The 21,873-nt window shown below is 70.4% G+C and carries 19 protein-coding genes; 10 read left to right on the plus strand and 9 right to left on the minus strand.

What is annotated here, in order from left to right; translation table 11 throughout:
- A complete protein-coding gene (cpaB, locus tag RCO28_RS08030) occupies positions 1 to 720 on the minus strand; it encodes a Flp pilus assembly protein CpaB (RefSeq protein WP_308940265.1) in 720 nt (239 codons plus the stop codon).
- 97 nt (positions 721 to 817) lie between these two features.
- Entirely contained in the window at positions 818 to 1,771 is a 954-nt protein-coding gene (locus tag RCO28_RS08035; protein ID WP_308940266.1) for a hypothetical protein, read from the minus strand.
- Between the two features lie 392 nt (positions 1,772 to 2,163).
- On the opposite strand from RCO28_RS08035, the gene RCO28_RS08040 reads away from it, so the two are divergent.
- From RCO28_RS08040 to RCO28_RS08050, 3 genes are all read left to right on the plus strand, one after another.
- Complete coding sequence (locus tag RCO28_RS08040; protein WP_308940267.1) at positions 2,164 to 3,408, plus strand: MFS transporter; 1,245 nt, start codon at positions 2,164 to 2,166, stop codon at positions 3,406 to 3,408.
- Between the two features lie 85 nt (positions 3,409 to 3,493).
- Entirely contained in the window at positions 3,494 to 4,432 is a 939-nt protein-coding gene (locus tag RCO28_RS08045; protein ID WP_308940268.1) for a LysR family transcriptional regulator, read from the plus strand.
- A gap of 135 nt (positions 4,433 to 4,567) precedes the next feature.
- Positions 4,568 to 5,578, plus strand: coding sequence for a chitinase (locus RCO28_RS08050; protein WP_374991117.1), 1,011 nt, complete (start codon positions 4,568 to 4,570; stop codon positions 5,576 to 5,578).
- A gap of 69 nt (positions 5,579 to 5,647) precedes the next feature.
- Here the strand turns inward: RCO28_RS08050 and RCO28_RS08055 are convergent, their stop codons facing one another.
- Positions 5,648 to 6,952 (minus strand): Nramp family divalent metal transporter, encoded by a 1,305-nt coding sequence (locus RCO28_RS08055; protein WP_308940270.1) that lies wholly within the window; start codon positions 6,950 to 6,952, stop codon positions 5,648 to 5,650.
- 237 nt (positions 6,953 to 7,189) lie between these two features.
- Here RCO28_RS08055 and RCO28_RS08060 point away from each other — a divergent pair, with 237 nt between their 5' ends.
- The gene (locus RCO28_RS08060) at positions 7,190 to 8,536 is read left to right on the plus strand and encodes a M14 family metallopeptidase (RefSeq protein ID WP_308940271.1); all 1,347 of its coding nucleotides are present in this window, start codon (positions 7,190 to 7,192) and stop codon (positions 8,534 to 8,536) included.
- A 6-nt stretch (positions 8,537 to 8,542) separates the two neighbouring features.
- Here the strand turns inward: RCO28_RS08060 and RCO28_RS08065 are convergent, their stop codons facing one another.
- From RCO28_RS08065 to RCO28_RS08085, 5 genes are all read right to left on the minus strand, one after another.
- Positions 8,543 to 8,878, minus strand: coding sequence for a hypothetical protein (locus tag RCO28_RS08065; RefSeq protein WP_308940272.1), 336 nt, complete (start codon positions 8,876 to 8,878; stop codon positions 8,543 to 8,545).
- Positions 8,879 to 8,968: 90 nt separating this feature from the next.
- A complete protein-coding gene (locus RCO28_RS08070) occupies positions 8,969 to 10,444 on the minus strand; it encodes a gluconate:H+ symporter (protein ID WP_308940273.1) in 1,476 nt (491 codons plus the stop codon).
- Between the two features lie 117 nt (positions 10,445 to 10,561).
- Entirely contained in the window at positions 10,562 to 10,972 is a 411-nt protein-coding gene (locus RCO28_RS08075) for a RidA family protein (protein WP_308940274.1), read from the minus strand.
- Positions 10,973 to 11,030: 58 nt separating this feature from the next.
- Complete coding sequence (locus tag RCO28_RS08080) at positions 11,031 to 11,780, minus strand: IclR family transcriptional regulator (protein WP_308940275.1); 750 nt, start codon at positions 11,778 to 11,780, stop codon at positions 11,031 to 11,033.
- Positions 11,777 to 12,823, minus strand: coding sequence for a sugar kinase (locus RCO28_RS08085; protein ID WP_374991118.1), 1,047 nt, complete (start codon positions 12,821 to 12,823; stop codon positions 11,777 to 11,779). Before RCO28_RS08085 ends, RCO28_RS08080 begins: the two co-directional genes overlap by 4 nt.
- A 216-nt stretch (positions 12,824 to 13,039) precedes the next feature.
- Between RCO28_RS08085 and RCO28_RS08090 the strand changes: the two genes are divergently transcribed.
- The 4 genes from RCO28_RS08090 (at position 13,040) to RCO28_RS08105 (ending at position 18,102) form a co-directional block, all read left to right on the plus strand.
- Entirely contained in the window at positions 13,040 to 14,350 is a 1,311-nt protein-coding gene (locus RCO28_RS08090; protein ID WP_308940277.1) for an amino acid deaminase, read from the plus strand.
- 119 nt (positions 14,351 to 14,469) lie between these two features.
- Entirely contained in the window at positions 14,470 to 16,077 is a 1,608-nt protein-coding gene (locus RCO28_RS08095) for a D-aminoacylase (protein WP_308940278.1), read from the plus strand.
- A gap of 296 nt (positions 16,078 to 16,373) precedes the next feature.
- Positions 16,374 to 17,585 carry a pyridoxal phosphate-dependent aminotransferase gene (locus RCO28_RS08100; RefSeq protein WP_308940279.1) on the plus strand — a complete coding sequence of 404 codons (1,212 nt, stop codon included), beginning with the start codon at positions 16,374 to 16,376 and terminating at the stop codon, positions 17,583 to 17,585.
- Between the two features lie 79 nt (positions 17,586 to 17,664).
- Positions 17,665 to 18,102 (plus strand): hypothetical protein, encoded by a 438-nt coding sequence (locus RCO28_RS08105; protein WP_308940280.1) that lies wholly within the window; start codon positions 17,665 to 17,667, stop codon positions 18,100 to 18,102.
- Between the two features lie 186 nt (positions 18,103 to 18,288).
- On the opposite strand, the gene RCO28_RS08110 is transcribed toward RCO28_RS08105, so the two are convergent.
- Positions 18,289 to 20,121: a phosphoenolpyruvate carboxykinase (GTP) gene (locus RCO28_RS08110; RefSeq protein ID WP_308940281.1), complete on the minus strand. Its 1,833-nt coding sequence runs from the start codon at positions 20,119 to 20,121 to the stop codon at positions 18,289 to 18,291.
- A gap of 287 nt (positions 20,122 to 20,408) precedes the next feature.
- Here RCO28_RS08110 and RCO28_RS08115 point away from each other — a divergent pair, with 287 nt between their 5' ends.
- Together RCO28_RS08115 and RCO28_RS08120 are read left to right on the plus strand one after the other, a co-directional pair.
- On the plus strand, positions 20,409 to 21,113 hold the full coding sequence (locus RCO28_RS08115) for a hemolysin III family protein (protein WP_308940282.1): 705 nt from the start codon (positions 20,409 to 20,411) through the stop codon (positions 21,111 to 21,113).
- Positions 21,110 to 21,718, plus strand: coding sequence for a TetR family transcriptional regulator (locus RCO28_RS08120; protein ID WP_308940283.1), 609 nt, complete (start codon positions 21,110 to 21,112; stop codon positions 21,716 to 21,718). The genes RCO28_RS08115 and RCO28_RS08120 overlap by 4 nt, the downstream gene beginning before the upstream one ends.
- The last annotated feature ends 155 nt before the right edge of the window (positions 21,719 to 21,873 follow it).

The following is a 21,873-nucleotide window of genomic DNA, read 5'->3' on the forward strand; positions in this document are numbered from 1 at the left end:
TCACTTGTCCTCGTCGAGGGTGTAGCTCCGGTCGTCGGCCGACACGGGGGTCTCGGCTCCGCCGCCGACCAGGGCGAGACGTACGTGGGTGGCGAACGACTCGGCGTAGGCGACGCGTTGGGCGTCGGCGGTGTTCAGGGCGAAGGTGATCGGCACGGCCTCGGTCTCGGAGCTGCGCGTGCGGGCGCTGTTCTCGGAGTCCCGCGGCTCCAGGGCGGTGAGCTTGCCGACGTCGACGACCTTGGCGTTCTCGACGATGACCTTCGACTGGTCCTTCTGGCCCTGCTGTTCGCCCTGGAACGTGGCGAAGATGTTGACGGTCGAGCCGGGGGTGATCTTCCCGGCGACGCCGGTGGCCGCGTCGATCATGATGGCGATCTCCTGCTCGCCCTCCCCGACGGCGGGCCGGTCCACGATCATGTCGCTCTGCAGCAGCGAGCCCTTGCGGAGCTGGGTGACGGCGATCTTCCCGCGGAGCTCGTCGAGGTCGGTGACGGCGTTCTCGGACAGCCACCGCTCGGGCATCTCGATCTTCTCGAACTGGCCCGCGCTGAGCGGCTTGTAGGGCGCTATGTCGCTCTTCAGCCGGTACGCGGAGACCTCGGGCCCCACCTTGGAGTTCACGTCGCGGATCACCGTGAACACGCCGGCGAAGGCGCCGAGGGCGCACAGGACCGACAGGAGCAGGAGTATGACGCCGCGGCGCTGGCGAGAGTTCATGGGGCGAACTACCTCGATCGAGAACGGGTACGGACGGGGCGGACGAGGGCGGGGCGGACGAGGGCGGGGCGGGCGGCTCAGGGAACGGCGGCTGGACTCAAGGGCCTATGGCCCTTCTCGCCCGGGCGGGCCCGGGGGCGAGCACCCGCGTGTCCCCGGCGGCCAGTTCACGGCCTTCGGCCGCCGGGTGCGGACGACCGCGCTGCTCGCGGGGCAGCAGCGGTGCGGTGCAGAAACCGCAGCGGTCGCCGATCAGGTCGAGCCCGCACCAGTGGCAGTCCTCGCGCTTCACGGACGACACCAGCTGGTAGAGCATTGTGATGTCGGGGATGGCGGCGGCGAACTCGACGAGCTTGCCGGTGGCCCACCAGCGCCCCGACTCGGCGGGCAGCGGCGCCTCGGCCACGCCCTGCACCTTCCAGGCGGGCGCGAGCCGGGCGGTGACCCAGTCGGAGTTCAGCTGGCCGCGGGCGATGAGGAGCTGCGTACCGAATCCGGGGCCCTGGAGCAGGGTCGGCCCCTGGACGGCGGCGTTGCCTCCGCTGACCTTGACCAGCTGGGGCGCGGGGGTGGCGAGCACCGCGAACTGGGAGCCGGGGACCCAGGACTTGGCGTGCGAGGTGAGGCTGACGGGGACCCGGTCGAGCTTGGCGACGGAGCCGAGGAGGGCGCCCGCGTAGATGTAGTGCGACAGGAGCCGGGCGGCGGAGGCGAGCACGCCGGGGCTGAAGTCGCAGAGCGCGAGCTGGCGCAGCTGCAGGGCGAGCGTGGCGAGGCCGAGCGGCGGCAGGTCCAGGCGGAGCAGCGCGATCCGGTCGGACTCCAGGAGGGCGCGCGCGGAGTACAGCCGGTGCACGGTGCGGTCGGGGAGCGACGCGGGGTACAGGACGATCACATACCCGTGCTGGTCGAGCAGGGTCTGCAGTTCGGCGAGCGTGTGCTCAACGGTGTGGTCGCGGCCGGGTGGTTGGAGCACGGCGGCGGGCGGCGTCTGCCGGTCGGGCGGCGGCAGCACGAGGTCCGCACTGGTGACGGCTATCGCGGTCGGCACTTCCCCACACCCCCACACCCCGTTCACTTCGGCAGATGCGGCCATCGTCCGCGTCTGCACCATATCCAGCAAGCAGCGCCTTCAACACTGGATCGCCCCTCGATCGTGAGGGCTCGGTCAGGTGCGGGGCGCGCGAGGGGGCGAGGTTCACCAGCGGCGGGAGTTACCGCGAGTCAGACCCGAAATTCCCCGCGCGGCAGCCGAATTGGCCCGTGTGCGCGTGATGGACGTCTCATCCTCGGCGCCGACCGCGGCGACCTGGGCGCATACGGAAACTGCATCAGAGATGCGGAGGAGCGGCTTGCGGGGCGGGTGGGGGGTCTATGTAATTCCCGGTGTCTGTTTGCACGCTACGCGCACTGACCAGCGCGTATGAGCCATAAGGCGGGGGAATGCCGGAAAAACGTCTGACGGAAAAACTCGACCAGTTGACACCCACCACCACCCCCGAGGCACAGGGCGGCCGCAGCAGGTTCATTCCGCTTCTCGCCCTCGGCACGTTCGCCCTCGGCGTGGACGCCTACGTGATGGCCGGGCTGCTGCCGCTCGTCTCGGACGACCTGCACATCTCGGCGTCGTCCGCCGGGCAGATGGTCACCGTGTTCACGGTCTGCTACGCGCTGGGCGGGCCGGTCTTCGCCACGCTCCTCGCCAAACGGTCCGCGAAGGCCGTGCTCGCCGTGGCCCTGACGGTGTTCACGGTCGGCAACGCACTGACCGCCCTCGCGCCCTCGCTTGCCGTCCTGCTGATCTCGCGGGCGATCGCGGGCGTCGGCGCGGGCGTGTACTCCCCCATCGCCGCCGCCACGGCGGCGGGCCTCACCGCCCCGGAGCGGCGCGGCCGCGCCCTGGCCACCGTCATGGGCGGACTGAGCATCGGCACCGTCATCGGCGTCCCCGCCGGGATGCTCCTCGCCTCGCACATCGGGTGGCGCGGCACGCTGTGGCTGATCACCGCCCTCGGCGTGGTCGCCCTGCTCGGCATCACCCGCCTGCCGAAGATCGAGGTCAGCCCGCCGCCTCCGCTCGGCCAACGGGTACGTGCCCTGGCGAGCGGCCGGATCGCCGGGATCGTCGTCGTCTCGCTGCTCGGCGGCATCGCCAGCCTCGGCCTGTACACGTACCTCGCCGAGTTCCTCTCCGACGCCGCCGACACCTCCCAGACGGTCTGGGCCATGTGGGCCTGGGGCGCGGGCGGCATCATCGGCAGCCTGCTGATCGGCCCCGTCGTCGACCGCACCCGTCGGCCGTTCGCCGCCGTCACCTGGATCCTCGTCCTGATCGTGGCCGCCCAGTTCGCGCTGCCCGCCGCCGCTCGGACCTCCGCGGTCCTGGCGATCGTGCCGCTCGTGGTCTGGGGCGCGGCCGGCTGGGCCGTACAGGTGCCGCAGCAGCACCAGTTGATCGCCGCCCAGCCGCAACAGGCGCCGGTCGCCGTGTCGTTGAACAGCTCCGCCGTCTATCTCGGCAGCGGCATCGGGTCCGCGCTCGGCGGTCTCGTCCTGGGCCTAGGCGTCGGCCCGTCCGCCCTGCCGTACTACACAGGCGCGCTCACCCTGCTCGCGCTCGTCCTGCACCTGACCGTCGTGCGGAGCACCACCCGGCGGGCGGGGCGGACCGCCGCTTCAACTCCCTGACCTGGGAAGACAGTCGCGGATGTGGTGGCCCTGCCGTCAACTCCCCCCGTCGGGGTTTTGAGGGCAGGGCATAGCATTACCGCCCATGGATATCGGTCTGCGTCATCTGCGTTGCTTTCTCACCCTTGCCGAGGAACAGCACTTCACCTGGGCCGCTGACCGCCTCGGCATCTCCCAGCCCACGCTCAGCCGGCACGTTCAGCGCCTGGAGGGAGTGCTCGGCCGGGACCTGGTGGACCGCAGCACCCGCCACCCCCGCCTGACCGCCGAGGGCCGCCGCCTCCAAGCCGAACTCCAGGTCCTGCTGCCCCAGTTGGAGACCGCGCTGCGGCCCACCGAGCCGCGGGCCTCGCTGCGCCTCGGGTACGCCTGGGGCTTCCCCGTGCAGCGCGGCCGCCAGGCCCTCGCCACGCTGGAGGAGCGACACCTCGTCCTCGTCCAGACGGTGCGCCGCGACGACCGCACCGCCGGGCTGCGCGGGGGCGAGGTCGACGCCGCCCTGCTCTGGGACGCCGCCCCCGATCCGCGCCTCGTCACCACCGAGATCCTGCGCGAGCCGCGGATCGCCGCGGTCTCCCGGAGCTCCACCCTGGCCGTGCGCGAGCGCGTCAGCTGGCGCGACCTCGGGCGCCGCTGCCTCGTCGTCAACACCGTCAGCGGCACGCTCACGCCGCAGGACTGGCCGGCCGACGCCGCTCCCGAGATCGGCGCGGAGACCTCGAACATCGAGGAGTACCTGCACGCCGTCGCGGCCCGGCGCGGAGTCGGCGTCCTGCCGGTCTCGGTGGCCGCGCAGCACCCCGACCCGGACATCCTCTACCTGCCGCTCGACGGCGCCCCGCCCGCGGTCCTCACGTACGCCTATCCCCGCTCCGATCCGCACGCGTACGCGGCGACGTTGGGCGAAGTCCTGCGACAGGACCGGCCCGGAGCACGAGCCGCCCTCGCGATGGACCCGAAGCCCACGCAAGACCCGGACCCCGCGAAGGCCTCAGCCCGTTCGAAGGTGCTCCAGAGGTCTTGACAAGACCATTGGCCTAGACCAGTTTGTACGGCGCAGCACCAGCGGTGGCCACCGTCCCAGCACCACTCCTGCTTTCCCCGACTCCCCCCACAGGAGGCAGCAGTGCACCGCTCCACGCACAAAGTCAGGAACAGAGTGCTCGGCGCGAGCGTCGCGGCGGTCGCCGCGGGCGCGCTCGCGTTCGCCGGTACGGCCACGGCCACGCAGGTCGGCGGCGGTTCGGCCGAGGAGGCCGGGTTCCAGGTCTCGGTCGGCGCCGAGGCGGTCCCGAAGCACGCGGTGACCGGCTACTGGCAGAACTTCAACAACGGCGCCACCGTGCAGAAACTCGCCGATGTCCAGGACGAGTACGACATCATCGCCGTCGCCTTCGCGGACGCCACCGGCACCCCGGGCCAGGTGAAGTTCAACCTCGACTCGGCCGGGCTCGGCGGGTACACGGTGGACGCCTTCAAGGCCGACATCAAGGCGAAGCAGGCCGCGGGCAAGTCCGTGATCCTGTCCGTCGGCGGCGAGAAGGGCACGGTCGCGGTCAACGACGCGGCGTCGGCGACGGCGTTCGCGGACTCGGTCTACGCGGAGATGCAGGAGTACGGCTTCGACGGCATCGACATCGACCTGGAGAACGGGCTCAACTCCACATACATGTCGCAGGCCCTGAAGTCGCTCGCGCAGAAGGCGCCGGGGCTCGTCATCACGATGGCGCCGCAGACGATCGACATGCAGTCGCCGCAGAACGAGTACTTCAAGACGGCGCTGAACATCAAGGACATCCTGACCGTCGTCAACATGCAGTACTACAACAGCGGTTCGATGCTGGGCTGCGACGGCAAGGTCTACTCGCAGGGCACCGTCGACTTCCTGACGGGCCTCGCCTGCATCCAGCTGGAGAACGGCCTCGACCCGTCGCAGGTGGGCATCGGCACCCCCGCCTCGCCGAAGGCCGCGGGCGGCGGGTACGTCGAGCCCTCCGTGGTGAACGCCGCCCTCGACTGCCTCGCCAAGGGCACGAACTGCGGTTCGTTCAAGCCGTCGAAGACGTACCCGGGGATCCGGGGTGCGATGACGTGGTCGACCAACTGGGATGCGGCGGCGGGCAGTTCGTGGTCGGGCACGGTCGGGCCGCACGTGCACGCGTTGCCGTAGGGCGCCGAGCCTCGCCGGAGGGGCTCGAATGTGAGCCCCTCCGGAGATCGAGGAGGCCCTCCGGCAGGACTACCAGGGCAGCTCCCGCATCTGCTGCACGCACAGGACGATGAACAGCAACCCCGCCGCAGCCAGCATCACATTGCTGAGCCAGCCGTTCCGCCACTCCCCCGGCGTCCGCGAGGAGTTGAGCAGCCAGAGCAGCGTCGCCGCCAGGAACGGCATGAAGAACGCCCCGAGCACGCCGTACACGATCACCAGGCCGAACGGCTGGTCCAGCCAGAGCAGGGCCATCGGCGGGAACGTCAGCCACAGCACATATCCGCGGAACGCCCAGGACCGCTCCCGCTCGCCCGTCGCCACCTCGGCCACCCCGGCCTCGCCGGCCCCCTCGCCCCGCAAGCGGCCCACGAAGTCGGCGAACATCAGGCTCACGCCGTGCCACACGCCGATCAGGGACGAGAACGACGTGGCGAAGAAGCCGACCAGGAACAGCTTGGCCGTGGCGGCCCCGTACCGCTCCTCCAGGATCGTGCCCAGGTCGATCAGGCCCTTGTCGCCCTGGGTGAGCGCGAGACCGGTCGTGTGCAGCAGCTCCGCGCCGACGATCAGCATCGCGACGACGAAGACACCGGTCGTGACGTACGCGACCCGGTTGTCGAGCCGCATCACCTTCATCCAGCCGGGGTTGGTCCAGCCCTTGGCGTTCACCCAGTACCCGTACGCCGCCATCGTGATCGTGCCGCCGACGCCGCCGACCAGGCCGAGGGTGTAGAGCAGCGAGCCGTCCGGCAGGACCGGGACCAGGCCCGCGAAGGCCTCGGCGAGGTTCGGCGTGACGCGGATCGCGACGTAGACGACGACCACGAACATGACGCCGATCAGGACCGTCATGGCCTTCTCGAAGACCGCGTACTTGTTGAACCAGACGAAGACGAGGCCGACCAGGCCCATCCCGATGGCCCACACCTTGAGGTCGGGCCCGTCCGGGAAGAGCGCGACGAGCGGCAGCGCGGAGGACGACATCGCCGTGGCGCCGTAGACGAAGCCCCAGATGACCACGTAGATCGCGAAGTAGACCGTGGTCCACTTGCCCAGGCTCTGCCAGCCGTCGAAGAGGGTGCGGCCGGTGGCGAGATGCCAGCGGCCCGCCGCCTCCGCCAGGGAGATCTTCACGAGGCAGCCGATCACGGCGGCCCACATCAGCGTGTATCCGAACTTGCTGCCCGCGATCAGCGTGGCCACCAGGTCACCCGCGCCGACACCGGTCGCGGCGACCACGATGCCCGGGCCGATATAGCGCCAACTGGACTTGCGCGGCTGCGCACCGTCTTCCACTGCCCCGCCTCTGATGTTGCCGTTCGTGTCCGCCATGCCGCCTCCCCGTCGTCCGGGGCTCGTCCCCGAGTACGAGTACGTCAGTGATCGTGGTCACCAAAGCGTGAACCCGCAGATCGCACAAGGGGTTTGACCGACGGCCGTCTTGACTGCCCCTTTACTCCCACCCCTTGCTCTTGACCCGTCCATGCCAGGGGCCCACGATGAGCGGCTGAGCACCACCCCCCAAATGGTTCCAACAGACGCTCCACCCCCCACATTTCAGGAGAGCTCATGCGTATACGCGTACGCAGCAAACGCGGTGCCGCCCTGGCGGCGCTCGTGGCGGTGGCGATAGCCGCACCGCTGACCGCCAACGCCACACCGTCCGGCGACGATCCGAAGCCGCGGGCCGAGGCCGCCGCGAAGGCCGACGACCAGCGGATCAGGCAGTACGAGATCCACGGCCCGTCGACGGCCGCCGACCGTACGAAGATCGCCTCGTCCGGGGTCTCGGTCGACGAGGCGCGGGACCACTCCGTGGTCGTCTCCGCCACCGCCGAACAGGCCGAACTCCTGCGCGGCCAGGGCCACAAGCTGAAGGCGCTGGCCGGACCGCCCTCCCGCCTCGGCGGCAAGGCGGCCGAGCCGAAGGACTTCCCGGCCGAGGACGCGAAGTACCACACGTACGCCGAGATGAACGAGGCGATAGACAAGCAGATCGCCGCGCACCCGGACCTGATCAGCAAGAAGGTCATCGGCAAGTCCCACGAGGGCCGGGACATCATCGCGGTCAAGCTGAGCGACAAGGTCGCCGAGGACGAGGCCGAGCCCGAGGTCCTGTTCACCCACCACCAGCACGCGCGCGAGCACCTGACCGTCGAGATGGCGCTGTATCTGCTGAAGACCTTCGGCGACGGCTACGGCTCCGACGAGCGCGTGACGAAGATGCTCGACGAGCGCGAGGTCTGGATCGTCCCGGACGTGAACCCGGACGGCGGCGAGTACGACATCAAGACCGGCGAGTACCAGAGCTGGCGCCTCAACCGGCAGCCCAACGAGGGCGGCGACACCGGCACCGACCTCAACCGCAACTGGGCCTACAAGTGGGGCTGCTGCGGCGGCTCTTCGGACGTGCCGGGCTCGGAGACGTACCGCGGCAGCGAGGCCGAGTCGGCGCCGGAGACCAAGGTCGTCGCGGACTTCGTGCGCGGCCGTGTGGTGGACGGCAAGCAGCAGATCAAGGCGGCCATCGACTTCCACACGTACAGCGAGCTGGTGCTCTGGCCGTACGGCTACACCACCGACGACACCGCTGAGGGCCTCACGCAGGACGACCGGGACGCGCACGCCGCGGTCGGCGAGGCGATGGCCGAGTCCAACGGGTACACGCCGCAGCAGTCCAGCGACCTGTACGTCACGGACGGGTCGATCGACGACTGGCTGTGGGGGGACCAGAAGATCTTCTCGTACACCTTCGAGATGTACCCGTCGTCGGCCGGCGGGGGCGGCTTCTACCCGCCCGACGAGGTGATCGAGAAGGAGACCAGCCGCAACAAGGACGCGGTGCTGCAACTCCTGGAGAACGCCGACTGCATGTACCGCTCCATCGGCAAGGAGGAGCAGTACTGCAAGGGGTGAACTCCCCTATTGGGAACGGCCGTTGAGGTAGAAGCCGAGGACCGGGGCGAGCTCCGCGAACCACTGCTGGAGCTGTTCCGGTCGCTTGGCGTCGACCATGCACTCGACGAACGCCCCGCTCGCGTGCGTCACGCCCACGCGCAGGCAGGTGCCCTGGCCGGTGAAGTGGACGTTGCCGACCTCGTGCCAGCCGAACTCGGCGGTCTGGCCGAAGTTCTCGAAGCACACCCCGACCGCGTCGACGACGACGGCCCGGCCCTTGTCGGTGGCCAGGAATTCCGGGCCCTGCGGGGGCGGAGGCTGCTGCGGAGGGTACGCGGGCGGGGGCGGGCCGAATGACATGCGGAAATCCTAAGCAATCGCCGGACGGGCTCCACATGGAGCCCGTCCGGCGATTGAGGACAGTGGGTAAGCCCCGCTAGACCAGCAGAGCTAGACCAGCAGACTCAAGAGCGCGGCCACCGCGAAGCCCGCCACGGACAGCACCGTCTCCAGCACGGTCCACGACTTCAAGGTGTCCCGCTCGGAGATGCCGAAGTACTTGGAGACGATCCAGAACCCGCCGTCGTTGACGTGCGAGGCGAAGATCGAACCGGCCGAGATGGCCATGATGACCAGGGCGAGGAAGGGCTGCGAGTGGCCGCCGCCCTCCACCAGCGGGACGACGATGCCGGCGGTGGCGACGATCGCGACGGTCGCCGAACCCTGCGCGACGCGCAGCACCACGGAGATCAGGTACGCGAGCACGATGACCGGCAGGCCCATGCCGTTGAAGGCGTCGGCGAGCGCGTCCGCGATGCCCGAGCCCTTGAGGACGGCGCCGAAGACCCCGCCCGCGCCGACGACGAGCAGGATGTTGCCGACCGGCTTCAGGGACGCGGTGGAGACCTGCTCCAGGGACTTGCGGTGCCAGCCGCGGCGGATGCCGAGCAGCCAGTACGCGAGCAGCAGCGCGATCGTCAGGGCGACGAAGGGGTGGCCGAAGAACTCGATGACGGAGCGCAGCGTGGACTCGTCGAGGGCGATCGAGGAGAACGTCGCGGCGAGGATCAGGAACAGCGGCGTACCGATGATGGTGAAGACCGTGGAGAGCGCGACCGGCTTCTCCGGGGCCTTGGCGCCGGACTCTGCGCGCTCGGCGGCGACGGCGGCCTTGGCCTCCTCGGTGGCCTCCAGCATGTCGTGCGGCACGGGCACGAAGAGGCGGTTGCCGATCCAGGCCGAGTAGGCCCAGGCGGCGAGCACGGCGGGGATGCCGCAGACGATGCCCATGATGATGATCCAGCCGAGCGAGACGTTGAACAGTCCGGCGGCGGCGACGGGGCCGGGGTGCGGCGGCAGGAACGCGTGGGTCATGGACAGGCCCGCGAGCAGCGGCATGCAGTACAGGAGCATCGACTTGCCGGAGCGCTTGGCGGCGGCGTACACGATCGGCGCGAGGACGAAGATGCCGACGTCGAAGAAGACCGGGATACCGAAGATCAGGCCGGTCATACCCATGGCGAGCGGGGCGCGCTTCTCACCGAAGAGCCCGAGCAGCCGGGAGCTCAACACCTCGGCGCCGCCGGAGACTTCGAGTATGGCGCCGAGCATGGTGCCGAGGCCGATGATGATCGCGACGTGGCCGAGGATGCCGCCCATGCCGGACTCGATCATCGAGACGGCGTCGGACTTCTGGACGGTGCCGAAGAGTTCCGTGACGGAGAGGCCGGCCGCGAGTCCCACGGCGATGGAGACGGCGAGCAGGGCGACGAACGGCTGCAGCCTGACCTTGATGATCAGGAAGAGCAGCAGGGCGATACCGAGAACGGCGACGGTGAGCAGTCCCGCGGTGCCGTCGATGAAGTGGAGCAGTCCACCGGTGTGGGGTGGCGCCTCGGCGGGGGGCGCGGCGGCGGCAAGCAGCATGTGAGTAACTCCATTGTCCAAAAGGGGGATTGAGGGTGTGGGGGGTCACGGCACGGCGCGCCCGGGGGGAGCGACGCCGTGCCGTGGGCCTGGTGGAGCGGAGGGTCTAAAGCCACGTCAGCCGAGGACGGCCAGGGCGTCGATCTCGATGAGGAGGCCCTTGGGGAGACCGACGTACACGGTCGTACGGGCGGAGGCGGGGGCCTTGAGGCCCTGCTCCTCGAAGTACTCGTTGTAGATCTGGTTCATCTCGGCGAAGTGGTCCACGTCCGTGAGGTAGACGCGCATCATCATCACGTCGTCCCAGGTGGCGCCGCCCTCTTCGAGGATCGCCTTGACGTTCGCGAAGGTCTGCAGGGTCTGCTCGCGCAGGGTCGGGCCTGCCGGGGTGGGGGCCTTGCCCTCCTCGGCGGGCAGGAAGCCGACCTGGCCGGCGACCTGGAGGATGTTGCCCTTCTTCACGCCGTGCGAGAACTTCGCGGGCGGGGCGGTGTGGGTGGCCGGGGTGAGGGCGGTCTTCTCGGTCATGAACCTTCTTCTTTCTGAGGGGTGTGGGTACGGCAGGTGCCGACGGGCTTCGACGGGCCTACGCGGGGGTGTGGCCCGAGTACTCGCGGCTGATGGCGTCCGCGGTGCGGCGCACCTGCGGCAGCAGGGTGAGGAGTTCCTCGGCGGTGACGACGACGTTCGGCGCGGAGACCGACATGGCGGCGACGACCCTTCCGTCCGCACCGCGGATGGGGGCCCCGATGCAGTTGATGGACTCCTCGTGGCCACCGAGGTCGGTGGCCCAGCCCTGTTCCCGTACGGTCGCGAGTTCCTTGAGGAAGGCCGCGGCGTTGGGTATCGAACGGGCCGTGTACATGGGGTAGTCGAGCTTCTCGGCGACGGCGCGCCGCTCCGGCTCGGACAGGTCGGCGAGCAGCAGCTTGGCCACGGCGGCGACGGTGATCGCGACGGGCTTGCCGATGCGGGAGTACATCCGCACCGGGTAGCGGCTCTCCACCTTGTCGATGTAGAGGACCTCGTTCTCCTCGTACACGGCGAGGTGGACGGTGTGGCCGATCTGCTCGTTCAGCTCGACCAGGTGCGGGTGGGCGATCTCGCGCACGTCGAGGTTCTCCACCGCCTCCTGCGCGAGGGCGAAGAGCCGGGCGCCCAGGCGGTAGCGCTGGTCGGACTGGCGGTACACGAGGCCGTGCTCGTGCAGCGTGCGCAGGAGTCGCAGCGCGGTCGACTTGTGTACGTCGAGCCGCTCGGCGACCTGCCCCAGGTCCGCGGGTCCCTCCGCGAGCAGCGGCAGGATGCTCAGCGCCCGGTCGACGGTCTGGCTCATGTGGTCACTACCTCCCCGGCCCAGGTCTTGATCGTGTCCGGGCCAAGGCGCAGTGTCCCCCACGCCTCGGCCGGCAGAGCGGCAAGCCGGTCGGCCTCGGCGCGGGCGGGCGGTGCGCCCAGGTCGCCGGGGACGAGCAGGGCGGCGGCGGCCATCAGGTGGCCGTGGCGCAGCCGCTCGGAGTCGGTGAGTCCGCGCAGGGTGGCGGAGAGGAACCCGGCGGCGAAGGCGTCACCCGCGCCGACGGAGGCGACGACGTCGACCTTCAGGGAGGGCTCGTACGTGGCCTCCGTACCGCTGAAGACCGTCGCGCCCTGGGCGCCCTGCTTGACGACGAGGGTGCGGGGCTCGGGCAGCGCGGCGCGGATCGCGGCGGGCCCGCCGGTGATGCCCCAGGCGGCCTCGGCCTCGTCCTCGCCGACGAACACGAGGTCGCTGCCGCGCGCGAGGTCGAGCAGGACGGGTCCGGCGTGCGCGGGGTCGGCCCACAGGTGGACGCGGTAGTTGACGTCGAAGGAGACCAGCGGCCTGTCCGGCCGGGGCGCGGTGAGGCTCCGCATCAGGTCGAGGCAGTCGGCGGAGAGGGCGGCGGTGATGCCGGACACGTGCAGGATCTCGGCGCCGCCGAGGGAGTCCGGGGTGATGCTCTCGGGGGACATGGCGGAGGCGGCGGAGCCGGCGCGGTAGTAGGCGACTTCCGCAGGGGGCTCAAATTCAGCCCCTCCGGCGTTTGAGGAGCAGGGTCCGGGGCGGAGCCCCGTGTCGGCGGCGAGGTCGACGGCCCGCTCCCCCGCCGTACGGAAGTAGATCCCCGTAGGCCGGGAGGGGTCGACGGCGACGGCAGACGTATCGACCCCACACGCGCCGATCGCCGAGATCAAGTGCTCGCCGAACCCGTCCGCACCGACCCGGCTGACCCACCGAGTCCGATGCCCGGCCAGGGCCAGCGTGCAGGCGACGTTGGACTCCGCGCCGCCGATGCCGCGCTCGAAGGTCGGGACGTCGGCGAGCCGTCCGGGGCGGGAGGGCCGGAACGTGACCATGGACTCACCGAGGCAGACGACGTCGGTACCGACGTGTTCCGCCCCCTTGAGGGGTCCTGACGCGTTCACGGTGGGCACGCTCGATCTCCTTCGCCGCTGGGCCGGGCGCCATTGACCCGGTATTGGCTCGGATGTTAGACAGCAGTAAGCGAAATGCGCAATGGCCATTGCAGAGAATGCAACGAGCCGGTGCGGAAAGCCCTGAGGAGGCCCCCTATGGCAGCCGACAACGCGGTCGGACAGCGCGCGGCGGGACACACGTCCCGGACTCAACTCGCCGACGAGCGGGTCGACTTCCGCTTCAAGGGGCTGCCCCCGGACGCCGAGGGCCTGACCGTCGGCGAGCTCGCCGCCCAGCGCCGCAACCTCTTCACGGACGGGTTCACGACGCCGGTCCTCGCCCTCTCCGCCGAGCGCGTCGAGCACAACCTCGCCCTGATGGAGACGTACTCCACCCGCCACGGCCTGGCCTTCGCCCCGCACGGCAAGACCTCCATGGCCCCCGAGCTCTTCGCCCGCCAGGAGGAGCACGGCGCCTGGGGCATCACGCTCGCCGTCCCGCACCAGGTCCGGGTGGCCCGCGCGTACGGCGTGCGCCGGGTCTTCCTCGCCAACGAGCTGGTCGACGCCGCCGCCCTGCGCTGGCTGGCGGGCGAGCTGGACGCGAACCCCGACTTCCGCTTCATCTGCTACGTGGACTCCGTACGCGGCGTCGAGCTGATGGACGCGGCCCTGAGCGCGGCCGATGCCTCGCGCCCCGTCGAGGTCGTGGTGGAGCTCGGCGCGGGCGACTCGGCCCGTACCGGTGTGCGCACCGAGGCCGAGTGCGCGGCGATCGCGGACGCGGTGGCGGCCACGACCACGCTGCGGCTGGTCGGCGTCGCCGGGTACGAGGGCGAGGTGCCGGACGCCGACCCCGAGCGGGTGCACGCCTGGCTGCGCCGTCTGGTCGCGCTCGCCGTGGACTTCGACAAGTCCGGCCGCTTCGCCGGGCTCGACGAGATCGTGGTCAGCGCGGGCGGCAGCGCCTGGTTCGACGCGGTCGCGGATGTCTTCGCGGAGATCCCGCCCCTCTCGGTCCCGGTCCTGAAGCTGCTCCGCTCCGGCGCGTACGTCTCCCACGACGACGGCCACTACCGGCACCTCACGCCCTTCAACCGGGTCCCGGACGAGGGCGCCCTCCAGCCCGCCTTCCGCCTCTGGGCCCAGGTGGTGTCCCGCCCCAACCCCGAGCAGGCCTTCGTGAACGCGGGCAAGCGGGACGCGGCGTACGACCTGGACCTGCCCGAGGCGCAGGTGGTTCGCGACGCGGCGTCCGGCGAGATCCGCGAGGCGGCGGGCATCGAGGTCACTGGCCTCTCCGACCAGCACGGCTGGGTCCGTACGTCGACGGGGGCCGCGCTGGAGGTCGGCGACTGGGTCGGCATGGGCCTCTCGCACCCCTGTACGTCCTTCGACAAGTGGCAGCTGATCCCCCTGGTCCAGGCCGACGGCACGGTCACGGACTACATCCGCACGTATTTCTGACCCCCCACTCCGCGTCCCGCCGTTCCCGCCCTGCGGGCCCGCGGCGCCAGCCGCGTATCGGACGCTGCGGGAAGGGGCGGGGCGGGGAGAACAAAGAACCCAGAGAGGCAGAGCACCCCATGGACCTGGTCATCCGCGACGCCCGCGTCATCGACGGCACCGGCGACGCCTCGTACCGCGCAGACGTAGCCGTACGAGAGGGCCGGATCGCCGAGATCCACCGCGAGGGAGACGGCGCGCGCCCGACCGGCGCGAAGGAGATCGACGCCGACGGCCTCGCCCTCTCCCCCGGCTTCATCGACATGCACGCCCACAGCGACCTCGCCCTCCTCCGCGACCCGGACCACAGCGCGAAGGCCGCCCAGGGCGTCACCCTCGAAGTCATCGGCCAGGACGGCCTCAGCTACGCGCCCGTCGACGACCGCACCCTCGCCCAGGTCCGCCAGGCCATCACCGGCTGGAACGGCGACGGCTCCGACATCGACTTCTCCTGGCGCACCGTCGGCGGCTACCTCGACGCCCTCGACAGCGCCCACGGCGGCCAGGGCATCGCCGTGAACGCCGCGTACCTGATCCCGCAGGGCACCGTCCGGATGTACGCCGTGGGCTGGGACGACCGCCCCGCCACGGACGAAGAGCTGGACCGGATGCGGCAGTTGGTCGCTGAGGGCATGGAGCAGGGCGCCGTCGGCATGTCCTCGGGCCTGACCTACACGCCCGGCATGTACGCCAAGGACTCCGAACTGGCCGAGCTGTGCCGGGTCGTGGCCCGCTACGACGGCTACTACTGCCCCCACCACCGCAGTTACGGCGCGGGCGCCCTCGACGCGTACCGGGAAATGGTGGAGCTGACCCGGGACGCGGACTGCGCGCTGCACCTGGCGCACGCCACGATGAACTTCGGCGTCAACAAGGGCAAGGCCCCGGACCTGCTCGCGCTCATCGACGACGCCCTCGACGGCGGCGCCGACATCAGCCTCGACACGTACCCGTACACCCCCGGCTGCACCACGCTCGTCGCGATGCTGCCGAGCTGGGCGAGCGAGGGCGGGCCCGACGCGATCCTGTCCCGCCTGAAGGACGACGAGACCGCCGAGAAGATCCGCCACCACATGGAGGTCATCGGCGCCGACGGCTGCCACGGCGTGCCCATCGAGTGGGACACCATCGAGATCTCCGGCGTCTCGGACCCGGGCCTCGCCTCCTGCGTGGGCAAGACGATCGCCGCGTCCGCCGCCCAGCGCGGCGAGGCCCCCTGGATCACCGCCCGGCGCCTGCTCATCAACGACAACCTCGGCTCGACGATCCTCCAGCACGTCGGCCACGAGGACAATGTGCGGGCGATCATGCAGCACCGGGTGCACACCGGCGGCTCGGACGGCATCCTCCAGGGCTTCAAGCCGCACCCGCGCGCGTACGGCACGTTCCCGCAGTATCTCGGCCGGTACGCAAGGGAGTTGGGGGTGATGGGCCTGGAGGAGACCGTCGCCCACCTCACCTCGCGCCCGGCCGCCCGCCTGCGCCTGCCCGACCGCGGCCTCGTCCGCGAGGGATACCGGGCCGACCTGGTCCTCTTCGACCCGACGGCAGTCGCCGCAGGCTCGACGTTCGAGGCGCCTCGGACCCTGCCGGTGGGTATCCCGCACGTACTGATCGACGGCAAGTTCGTGATGCAGGACGGGCGGCGCACGGACGCTCTGGCCGGGCGATCGGTGCGGCGCCCCTGACAGGGGCGCGGGGCTGTGACATTTGCGGCTCCGCCGCGGGGCGCGACCAGCCACGACGGCGGGTCAGCCGAAAGACAGCGCCGCAGGCTTTCGGGAAGGGGCGGGGTGGGGTAAGTCACTCGCCTCGCCCCAACCCACGGTTCGCAAGCCCGCACCCCCGCCCCGACCGGCATTCCTCTGCCGCCCCCCGCAGGGACCATGCGATGGAAGGCCCACTTCCGCGCACTGGCCCCGCACGGACCCACGTGGCCGTAAACACCAGGCGCCGTCCCGAAACGCCCTCGTAAAGTTGCCGCATGCAGCTGATCCAGTCGACGAAGCTCGCGAACGTCTGCTACGAGATCCGGGGCCCGGTTCTCGAGGAGGCCATGCGGCTCGAAGCAGCAGGCCATCGCATCCTCAAGCTCAACACCGGCAACCCCGCGGCATTCGGCTTCGACTGCCCGCCGGAGATCCTCGAGGACGTCCTGCGCAACGTCGGCTCGGCACACGGCTACGGCGACGCGAAGGGCCTGCTCGCGGCCCGCCGCGCGGTCGTCATGCACTACCAGACCCTCGGCGTGGAGTCGGACGTCGAGCACGTCTACATCGGCAACGGCGTCTCCGAGCTGATCGTGATGGCCATGCAGGCCCTGCTCGACGACGGCGACGAGGTGCTCGTACCGGCCCCGGACTATCCGCTGTGGACCGCCTCGGTCTCGCTCTCCGGCGGCACCGCCGTGCACTACCGCTGCGACGAGCAGTCCGACTGGATGCCCGATCTCGCCGACGTGGAGCGGAAGGTCACCGACCGCACCAAGGCGATCGTGATCATCAACCCGAACAACCCGACGGGCGCGGTCTACAGCGACGACGTACTGCGCGGCCTCACCGACATCGCCCGCCGCCACAATCTCCTGGTCTGCTCGGACGAGATCTACGACAAGATCCTCTACGACGGCACCACGCACACCCCGACCGCCGCCCTCGCCCCCGACCTGCTGACGCTGACCTTCAACGGCATGTCGAAGGCGTACCGCGTGGCCGGTTACCGCACCGGCTGGATGGTGATCTCCGGGCCGCGGGCGCACGCCGAGTCGTACATCGAGGGCCTGACGATCCTGGCCAATATGCGGCTGTGCGCCAATATGCCGGCCCAGCACGGCGTGGTCGCGGCGCTCACCGGGCGGCAGTCGATCAACGATCTCGTACTGCCGGGCGGCCGGCTGCTCGAACAGCGCGACACCGCCTACGAATTGCTCACCCAGATCCCCGGCGTGACCTGCGTGAAGCCCAAGGGTGCGCTGTATCTGTTCCCGCGCCTGGACCCGAAGGTGTTCAAGGTCAAGGACGACCGGCAGATGGTGCTCGACCTGCTGCGCGCCGAGAAGATCATGGTCGTGCACGGCACCGGCTTCAACTGGCCCGAGCCCGACCACTTCCGCGTCGTGACCCTGCCGCAGGCCTCGGACCTCGCGGACGCGGTGACCCGGATCGGCAGGTTCCTGGACGGCTACGGGCAGCCCTGACCTGGCTCTTCTCTACCCGGCTCAACTTTAGATTGAATCTAAGCTAGGATGGCTTCCTGAAACGTCAGGAGGCCGTCCCATGTACGAACCGATCCGCAGCAAGTCGGTCCACGCGCTGGCCGGCCGAGGACAGGCCCCGGGGCAGGACTTCCCGCACCGCTCCCGCGAGGAGGAGCTGGACATCCAGCTCGCCGGGCATCTCGCGGCCCTGCTCGCCGTCACGGACGAGCTGCGCGCGGTGGCCCCGTCCGCGGACCTCGCCGACGCGGCCGAGCGGCTGGCCGGGGAGATCGCCCGCCTGCGCGGCGGCGAGCCGCCCGTCCGCTCCGCGGTGGCCGCGGCGATCCACGAGCCGTACCCCGCCGGTCTGCACCGGCGCGCGCACGCGCTCGCGGGCCGCGCCCTGGTGGTCGCCGCCTCCCGCGCGGATACCGCCGCGGCGATCCTCGCCGCCGAGCGGATGGACGCACACACGGCAGCTCTGCGGGACCGGGAACCCGCGGGCGCCGCCCACTGACGGCCCCGGCCCGCAGCCGGGGAGGCTACGGGCCGGGCGCCACGTTTTTGGGGGCGCGGGGAACTGCGCGAGCAACCCGCGAAAAGCCGCAGTCGCGTCTGCTCATGTACCACGCAGATGCGACTGCGGCTTTCGTCGTGGCTGGTCGCGCAGTTCCCCGCGCCCCTGGGCTATCGCCCTGAAAGATCAGCCCAGGCGCTGCACGAGTGCGCGGTACTCGTCCCACAGCTCCTTCGGCGTGTGATCGCCGAACGTGTTCAGATGCTCGGGCACCAGCGCCGCCTCCTCACGCCAGACCTCCTTGTCGACCGTGAGCAGGAACTCCAGGTCGGCGTCGGCCAGTTCGAGGCCCTCGGTGTCGAGCGCCGCAGGCGTCGGCAGCACGCCGATGGGCGTCTCCACACCCTCCGCGCGGCCGTCGAGCCGGTCCACGATCCACTTGAGGACACGCGAGTTCTCACCGAAGCCCGGCCACACGAACTTGCCGTCGGCGTCCTTGCGGAACCAGTTGACGTAGTAGATCTTCGGCAGCTTCGCCTGGTCCTTGCCCTTGGCGACGTCGACCCAGTGGCCCATGTAGTCGCCCATGTTGTAGCCGCAGAACGGCAGCATGGCGAAGGGGTCGCGGCGCAGCTCGCCGACCTTGCCCTCGGCGGCGGCGGTCTTCTCGGAGGCGACGTTCGCGCCGAGGAAGACGCCGTGGTTCCAGTCGAAGGACTCGGTCACCAGCGGTACGGCGGAGGCGCGGCGGCCGCCGAAGAGGATCGCCGAGATCGGCACGCCCTTCGGGTCCTCCCACTCGGGCGCGATGATCGGGCACTGCGAGGCGGGGACGGTGAAGCGGGCGTTGGGGTGTGCCGCGGGGACGCCTGACTCGGGCGTCCAGTCGTTGCCCTTCCAGTCCGTCAGGTGCGCGGGCGTCTCCTCCGTCATGCCCTCCCACCAGATGTCGTTGTCGTCGGTGAGCGCGACGTTGGTGAAGACCGAGTTGCCCCACAGGGTCTTCATCGCGTTGGCGTTGGTGTGCTCGCCGGTGCCGGGCGCGACGCCGAAGAAGCCGGCCTCGGGGTTGATCGCGTACAGGCGACCGTCCTCGCCGAAGCGCATCCACGCGATGTCGTCGCCGATCGTCTCGACGGTCCAGCCGGAGATGGTGGGCTCCAGCATCGCGAGGTTGGTCTTGCCGCAGGCCGAGGGGAACGCGGCGGCGACGTACTTCGACTCACCCTGCGGGGGCGTGAGCTTCAGGATCAGCATGTGCTCGGCCAGCCAGCCCTCGTCGCGCGCCATGACGGAGGCGATGCGGAGCGCGTAGCACTTCTTGCCGAGCAGGGCGTTGCCGCCGTAGCCCGAGCCGTACGACCAGATCTCGCGGGACTCCGGGAAGTGCGAGATGTACTTGGTGGGGTTGCACGGCCACGGCACGTCCGCCTCGCCCTCCTGGAGGGGGGCGCCGAGGGAGTGCACGGCCTTCACGAAGAAGCCGTCCTCGCCGAGCTCGTCCAGGACGGGCTGGCCCATCCGGGTCATCGTGCGCATCGACACCGCGACGTACGCCGAATCGGTGATCTCGACGCCGATGGCGGAGAGCGGGGAGCCGAGCGGGCCCATGCAGAACGGCACCACGTACATGGTCCGGCCGCGCATCGAGCCGCGGAAGATTCCTCCGTTGCCCTCCTTGCCCTGGAAGAGCTCCCGCATCTCGGCGGGGTCCTTCCAGTGGTTGGTCGGGCCGGCGTCCTCCTCCTTCTCGGCGCAGATGAAGGTGCGGTCCTCGACGCGCGCGACGTCCGTCGGGTCGGAGGCGGCGTAGTACGAGTTGGGCCGTTTGACCGGGTCGAGCTTCTTGAAGGTGCCCTTGGCGACGAGTTCCTCGGCCAACCGCTCGTACTCGGCCTCGGAGCCGTCGCACCAGACGACCTGATCCGGCTGCGTGAGTTCGGCGATCTCTTCGACCCAGGAGATCAGTTCCCGGTGGTTGGTCGGGACGGTGCTGGGAGCCGCGTTGTCGCGCGCCACGATTGCTCCTTGATGAAGGGGGCTATGAGGGGTGTGTTCATGTATGCCCCGTGGGGGCTGCGACCCGGATGCGTCATGGCTGCTCATCCGGTGCCGACCGCACTCATTTGATCATCCGACCCGAGTGCCCATATGTCCAGAGGGTCGCACACCTGAGCAGACGTGAGCATCGCCACTCAAAAACCCGGCCCGCTCCGGACCGCACAGAACCGTACGAACCTCTCTCGATGATCTTGACGGACCACCTCTGACACGCAACCTACGGGCCCGTAGCTACCATGCGGCGTATGACTGCGCCTGCCCACCCGTCCCCCGACCCCAGCACCGGCGGGCCGACGCCCCTGGAGCTCCCGGACCCCGTGAAGCCGAAGCTGCGCGGCTGGCTGCACGCCGGCATGTTCCCGGCGGTCCTGATCGCCGGGATCGTGCTCACCGTGCTCGCCGACTCCACCCGCGCCAGCATCGCCTGCGGCATCTTCACCCTGACCGCCTGCCTGCTCTTCGGCGTGAGCGCGGTCTACCACCGGGGCAACTGGGGCCCCCGCGCCACCGCCGTCCTGCGCAGGCTCGACCACGCCAACATCTTCCTGATCATCGCGGGCACCTACACCCCGCTGACGATGCTGCTGCTCCCCGAGTCCAAGGGGCAGTGGCTGATGTGGGGCATCTGGGCCGCCGCGGCCGCGGGCATCGCGTTCCGGGTGTTCTGGGTCGGCGCCCCGCGCTGGCTCTACACGCCCTGCTACATCGCGATGGGCTGGGCCGCCGTCTTCTTCCTGCCGGACTTCATGCGCGCGGGCGGCATCGCCGTCCTGGTCCTGGTCATCGTCGGCGGACTGCTCTACAGCGCGGGCGGGGTGATCTACGGGATGAAGCGCCCCAACCCGTCGCCCCGCTGGTTCGGCTTCCACGAGGTGTTCCACTCGCTCACACTCGCCGCGTTCGTCGTGCACTACGTCGGCATCTCGCTCGTCGCCTACCAGCACGCATGACCCAGGCTCCCACCCCTCCTCCCACCCCTCCCCGCGCTCCCGGGCTGCGCGAGCGCAAGAAGCTCAAGACCCGGTCGGCGATCAGGGGGGCCACGTACGAGCTGATCGCGGCGCAGGGGTACGAGGCGACCACCGTCGAGCAGATCGCCGCGGCCGCCGAGGTCTCGCCCTCCACCGTCATCCGGTACTTCCCGGCCAAGGAGGACATCGTCCTCGGCGCGGAGTACGAGCAGCCCCTGGAGGCGGCCCTCCGCTCCCGCCCCGCCGACGAGCCCGTCCTCACGTCCCTGCGGTACGCGATCAAGGCCCAGCTCGGCGCGGACCTCGACGACGCCGGGCTGCACCTGCGCTGCCGCCTCCTGCGTGACGTGCCCGAGGTCCGCGCCCGTATGACGGAGTCCCTGACCGGCACCGCCCGCCGCCTCTGCCCGATCCTCGCGGAACGCACCGGCCGCCCCACTACCGACCTGCAGCTCCGCGTCCTCGTCACGGCCGTGGCCCAGGCAGTCCTGGAGGTAGCCCTGCACTGGGAGGAGGGCGGCCGACGGGAAGACCTGACGCGGCTGGTGGACGAGGCGCTCGACGTGTTCGCGGACGGAATCTGAGCCCGAGGACGAACCACGCGCCGGTCCGCCGGGCGGCCTAGGTCCTGTCTTCAATCTCCCGTCGTCGCCCGAAGGGCGGCCCCGCGGCGTCAGGTGCGTGCTCTCGGCGCGCCGGGCAGGCGCCCTCGTACTGGACGTACTTGGGTGCTTGCCCG

Origin of the sequence: Streptomyces sp. LHD-70 (assembly GCF_031157275.1) — a bacterium.
Lineage (GTDB): Bacteria > Actinomycetota > Actinomycetes > Streptomycetales > Streptomycetaceae > Streptomyces.

Coding starts and splice junctions, on each gene's coding strand:
- cpaB (WP_308940265.1), bottom strand. CDS start 720: ATGAACTCTCGCCAGCGCCGCGGCGTCATACTCCTGCTCCTGTCGGTC.
- RCO28_RS08040 (WP_308940267.1), top strand. CDS start 2,164: ATGCCGGAAAAACGTCTGACGGAAAAACTCGACCAGTTGACACCCACC.
- RCO28_RS08045 (WP_308940268.1), top strand. CDS start 3,494: ATGGATATCGGTCTGCGTCATCTGCGTTGCTTTCTCACCCTTGCCGAG.
- RCO28_RS08055 (WP_308940270.1), bottom strand. CDS start 6,952: ATGGCGGACACGAACGGCAACATCAGAGGCGGGGCAGTGGAAGACGGT.
- RCO28_RS08060 (WP_308940271.1), top strand. CDS start 7,190: ATGCGTATACGCGTACGCAGCAAACGCGGTGCCGCCCTGGCGGCGCTC.
- RCO28_RS08065 (WP_308940272.1), bottom strand. CDS start 8,878: ATGTCATTCGGCCCGCCCCCGCCCGCGTACCCTCCGCAGCAGCCTCCG.
- RCO28_RS08070 (WP_308940273.1), bottom strand. CDS start 10,444: ATGCTGCTTGCCGCCGCCGCGCCCCCCGCCGAGGCGCCACCCCACACC.
- RCO28_RS08075 (WP_308940274.1), bottom strand. CDS start 10,972: ATGACCGAGAAGACCGCCCTCACCCCGGCCACCCACACCGCCCCGCCC.
- RCO28_RS08080 (WP_308940275.1), bottom strand. CDS start 11,780: ATGAGCCAGACCGTCGACCGGGCGCTGAGCATCCTGCCGCTGCTCGCG.
- RCO28_RS08085 (WP_374991118.1), bottom strand. CDS start 12,823: ATGGTCACGTTCCGGCCCTCCCGCCCCGGACGGCTCGCCGACGTCCCG.
- RCO28_RS08090 (WP_308940277.1), top strand. CDS start 13,040: ATGGCAGCCGACAACGCGGTCGGACAGCGCGCGGCGGGACACACGTCC.
- RCO28_RS08095 (WP_308940278.1), top strand. CDS start 14,470: ATGGACCTGGTCATCCGCGACGCCCGCGTCATCGACGGCACCGGCGAC.
- RCO28_RS08100 (WP_308940279.1), top strand. CDS start 16,374: ATGCAGCTGATCCAGTCGACGAAGCTCGCGAACGTCTGCTACGAGATC.
- RCO28_RS08105 (WP_308940280.1), top strand. CDS start 17,665: ATGTACGAACCGATCCGCAGCAAGTCGGTCCACGCGCTGGCCGGCCGA.
- RCO28_RS08115 (WP_308940282.1), top strand. CDS start 20,409: ATGACTGCGCCTGCCCACCCGTCCCCCGACCCCAGCACCGGCGGGCCG.
- RCO28_RS08120 (WP_308940283.1), top strand. CDS start 21,110: ATGACCCAGGCTCCCACCCCTCCTCCCACCCCTCCCCGCGCTCCCGGG.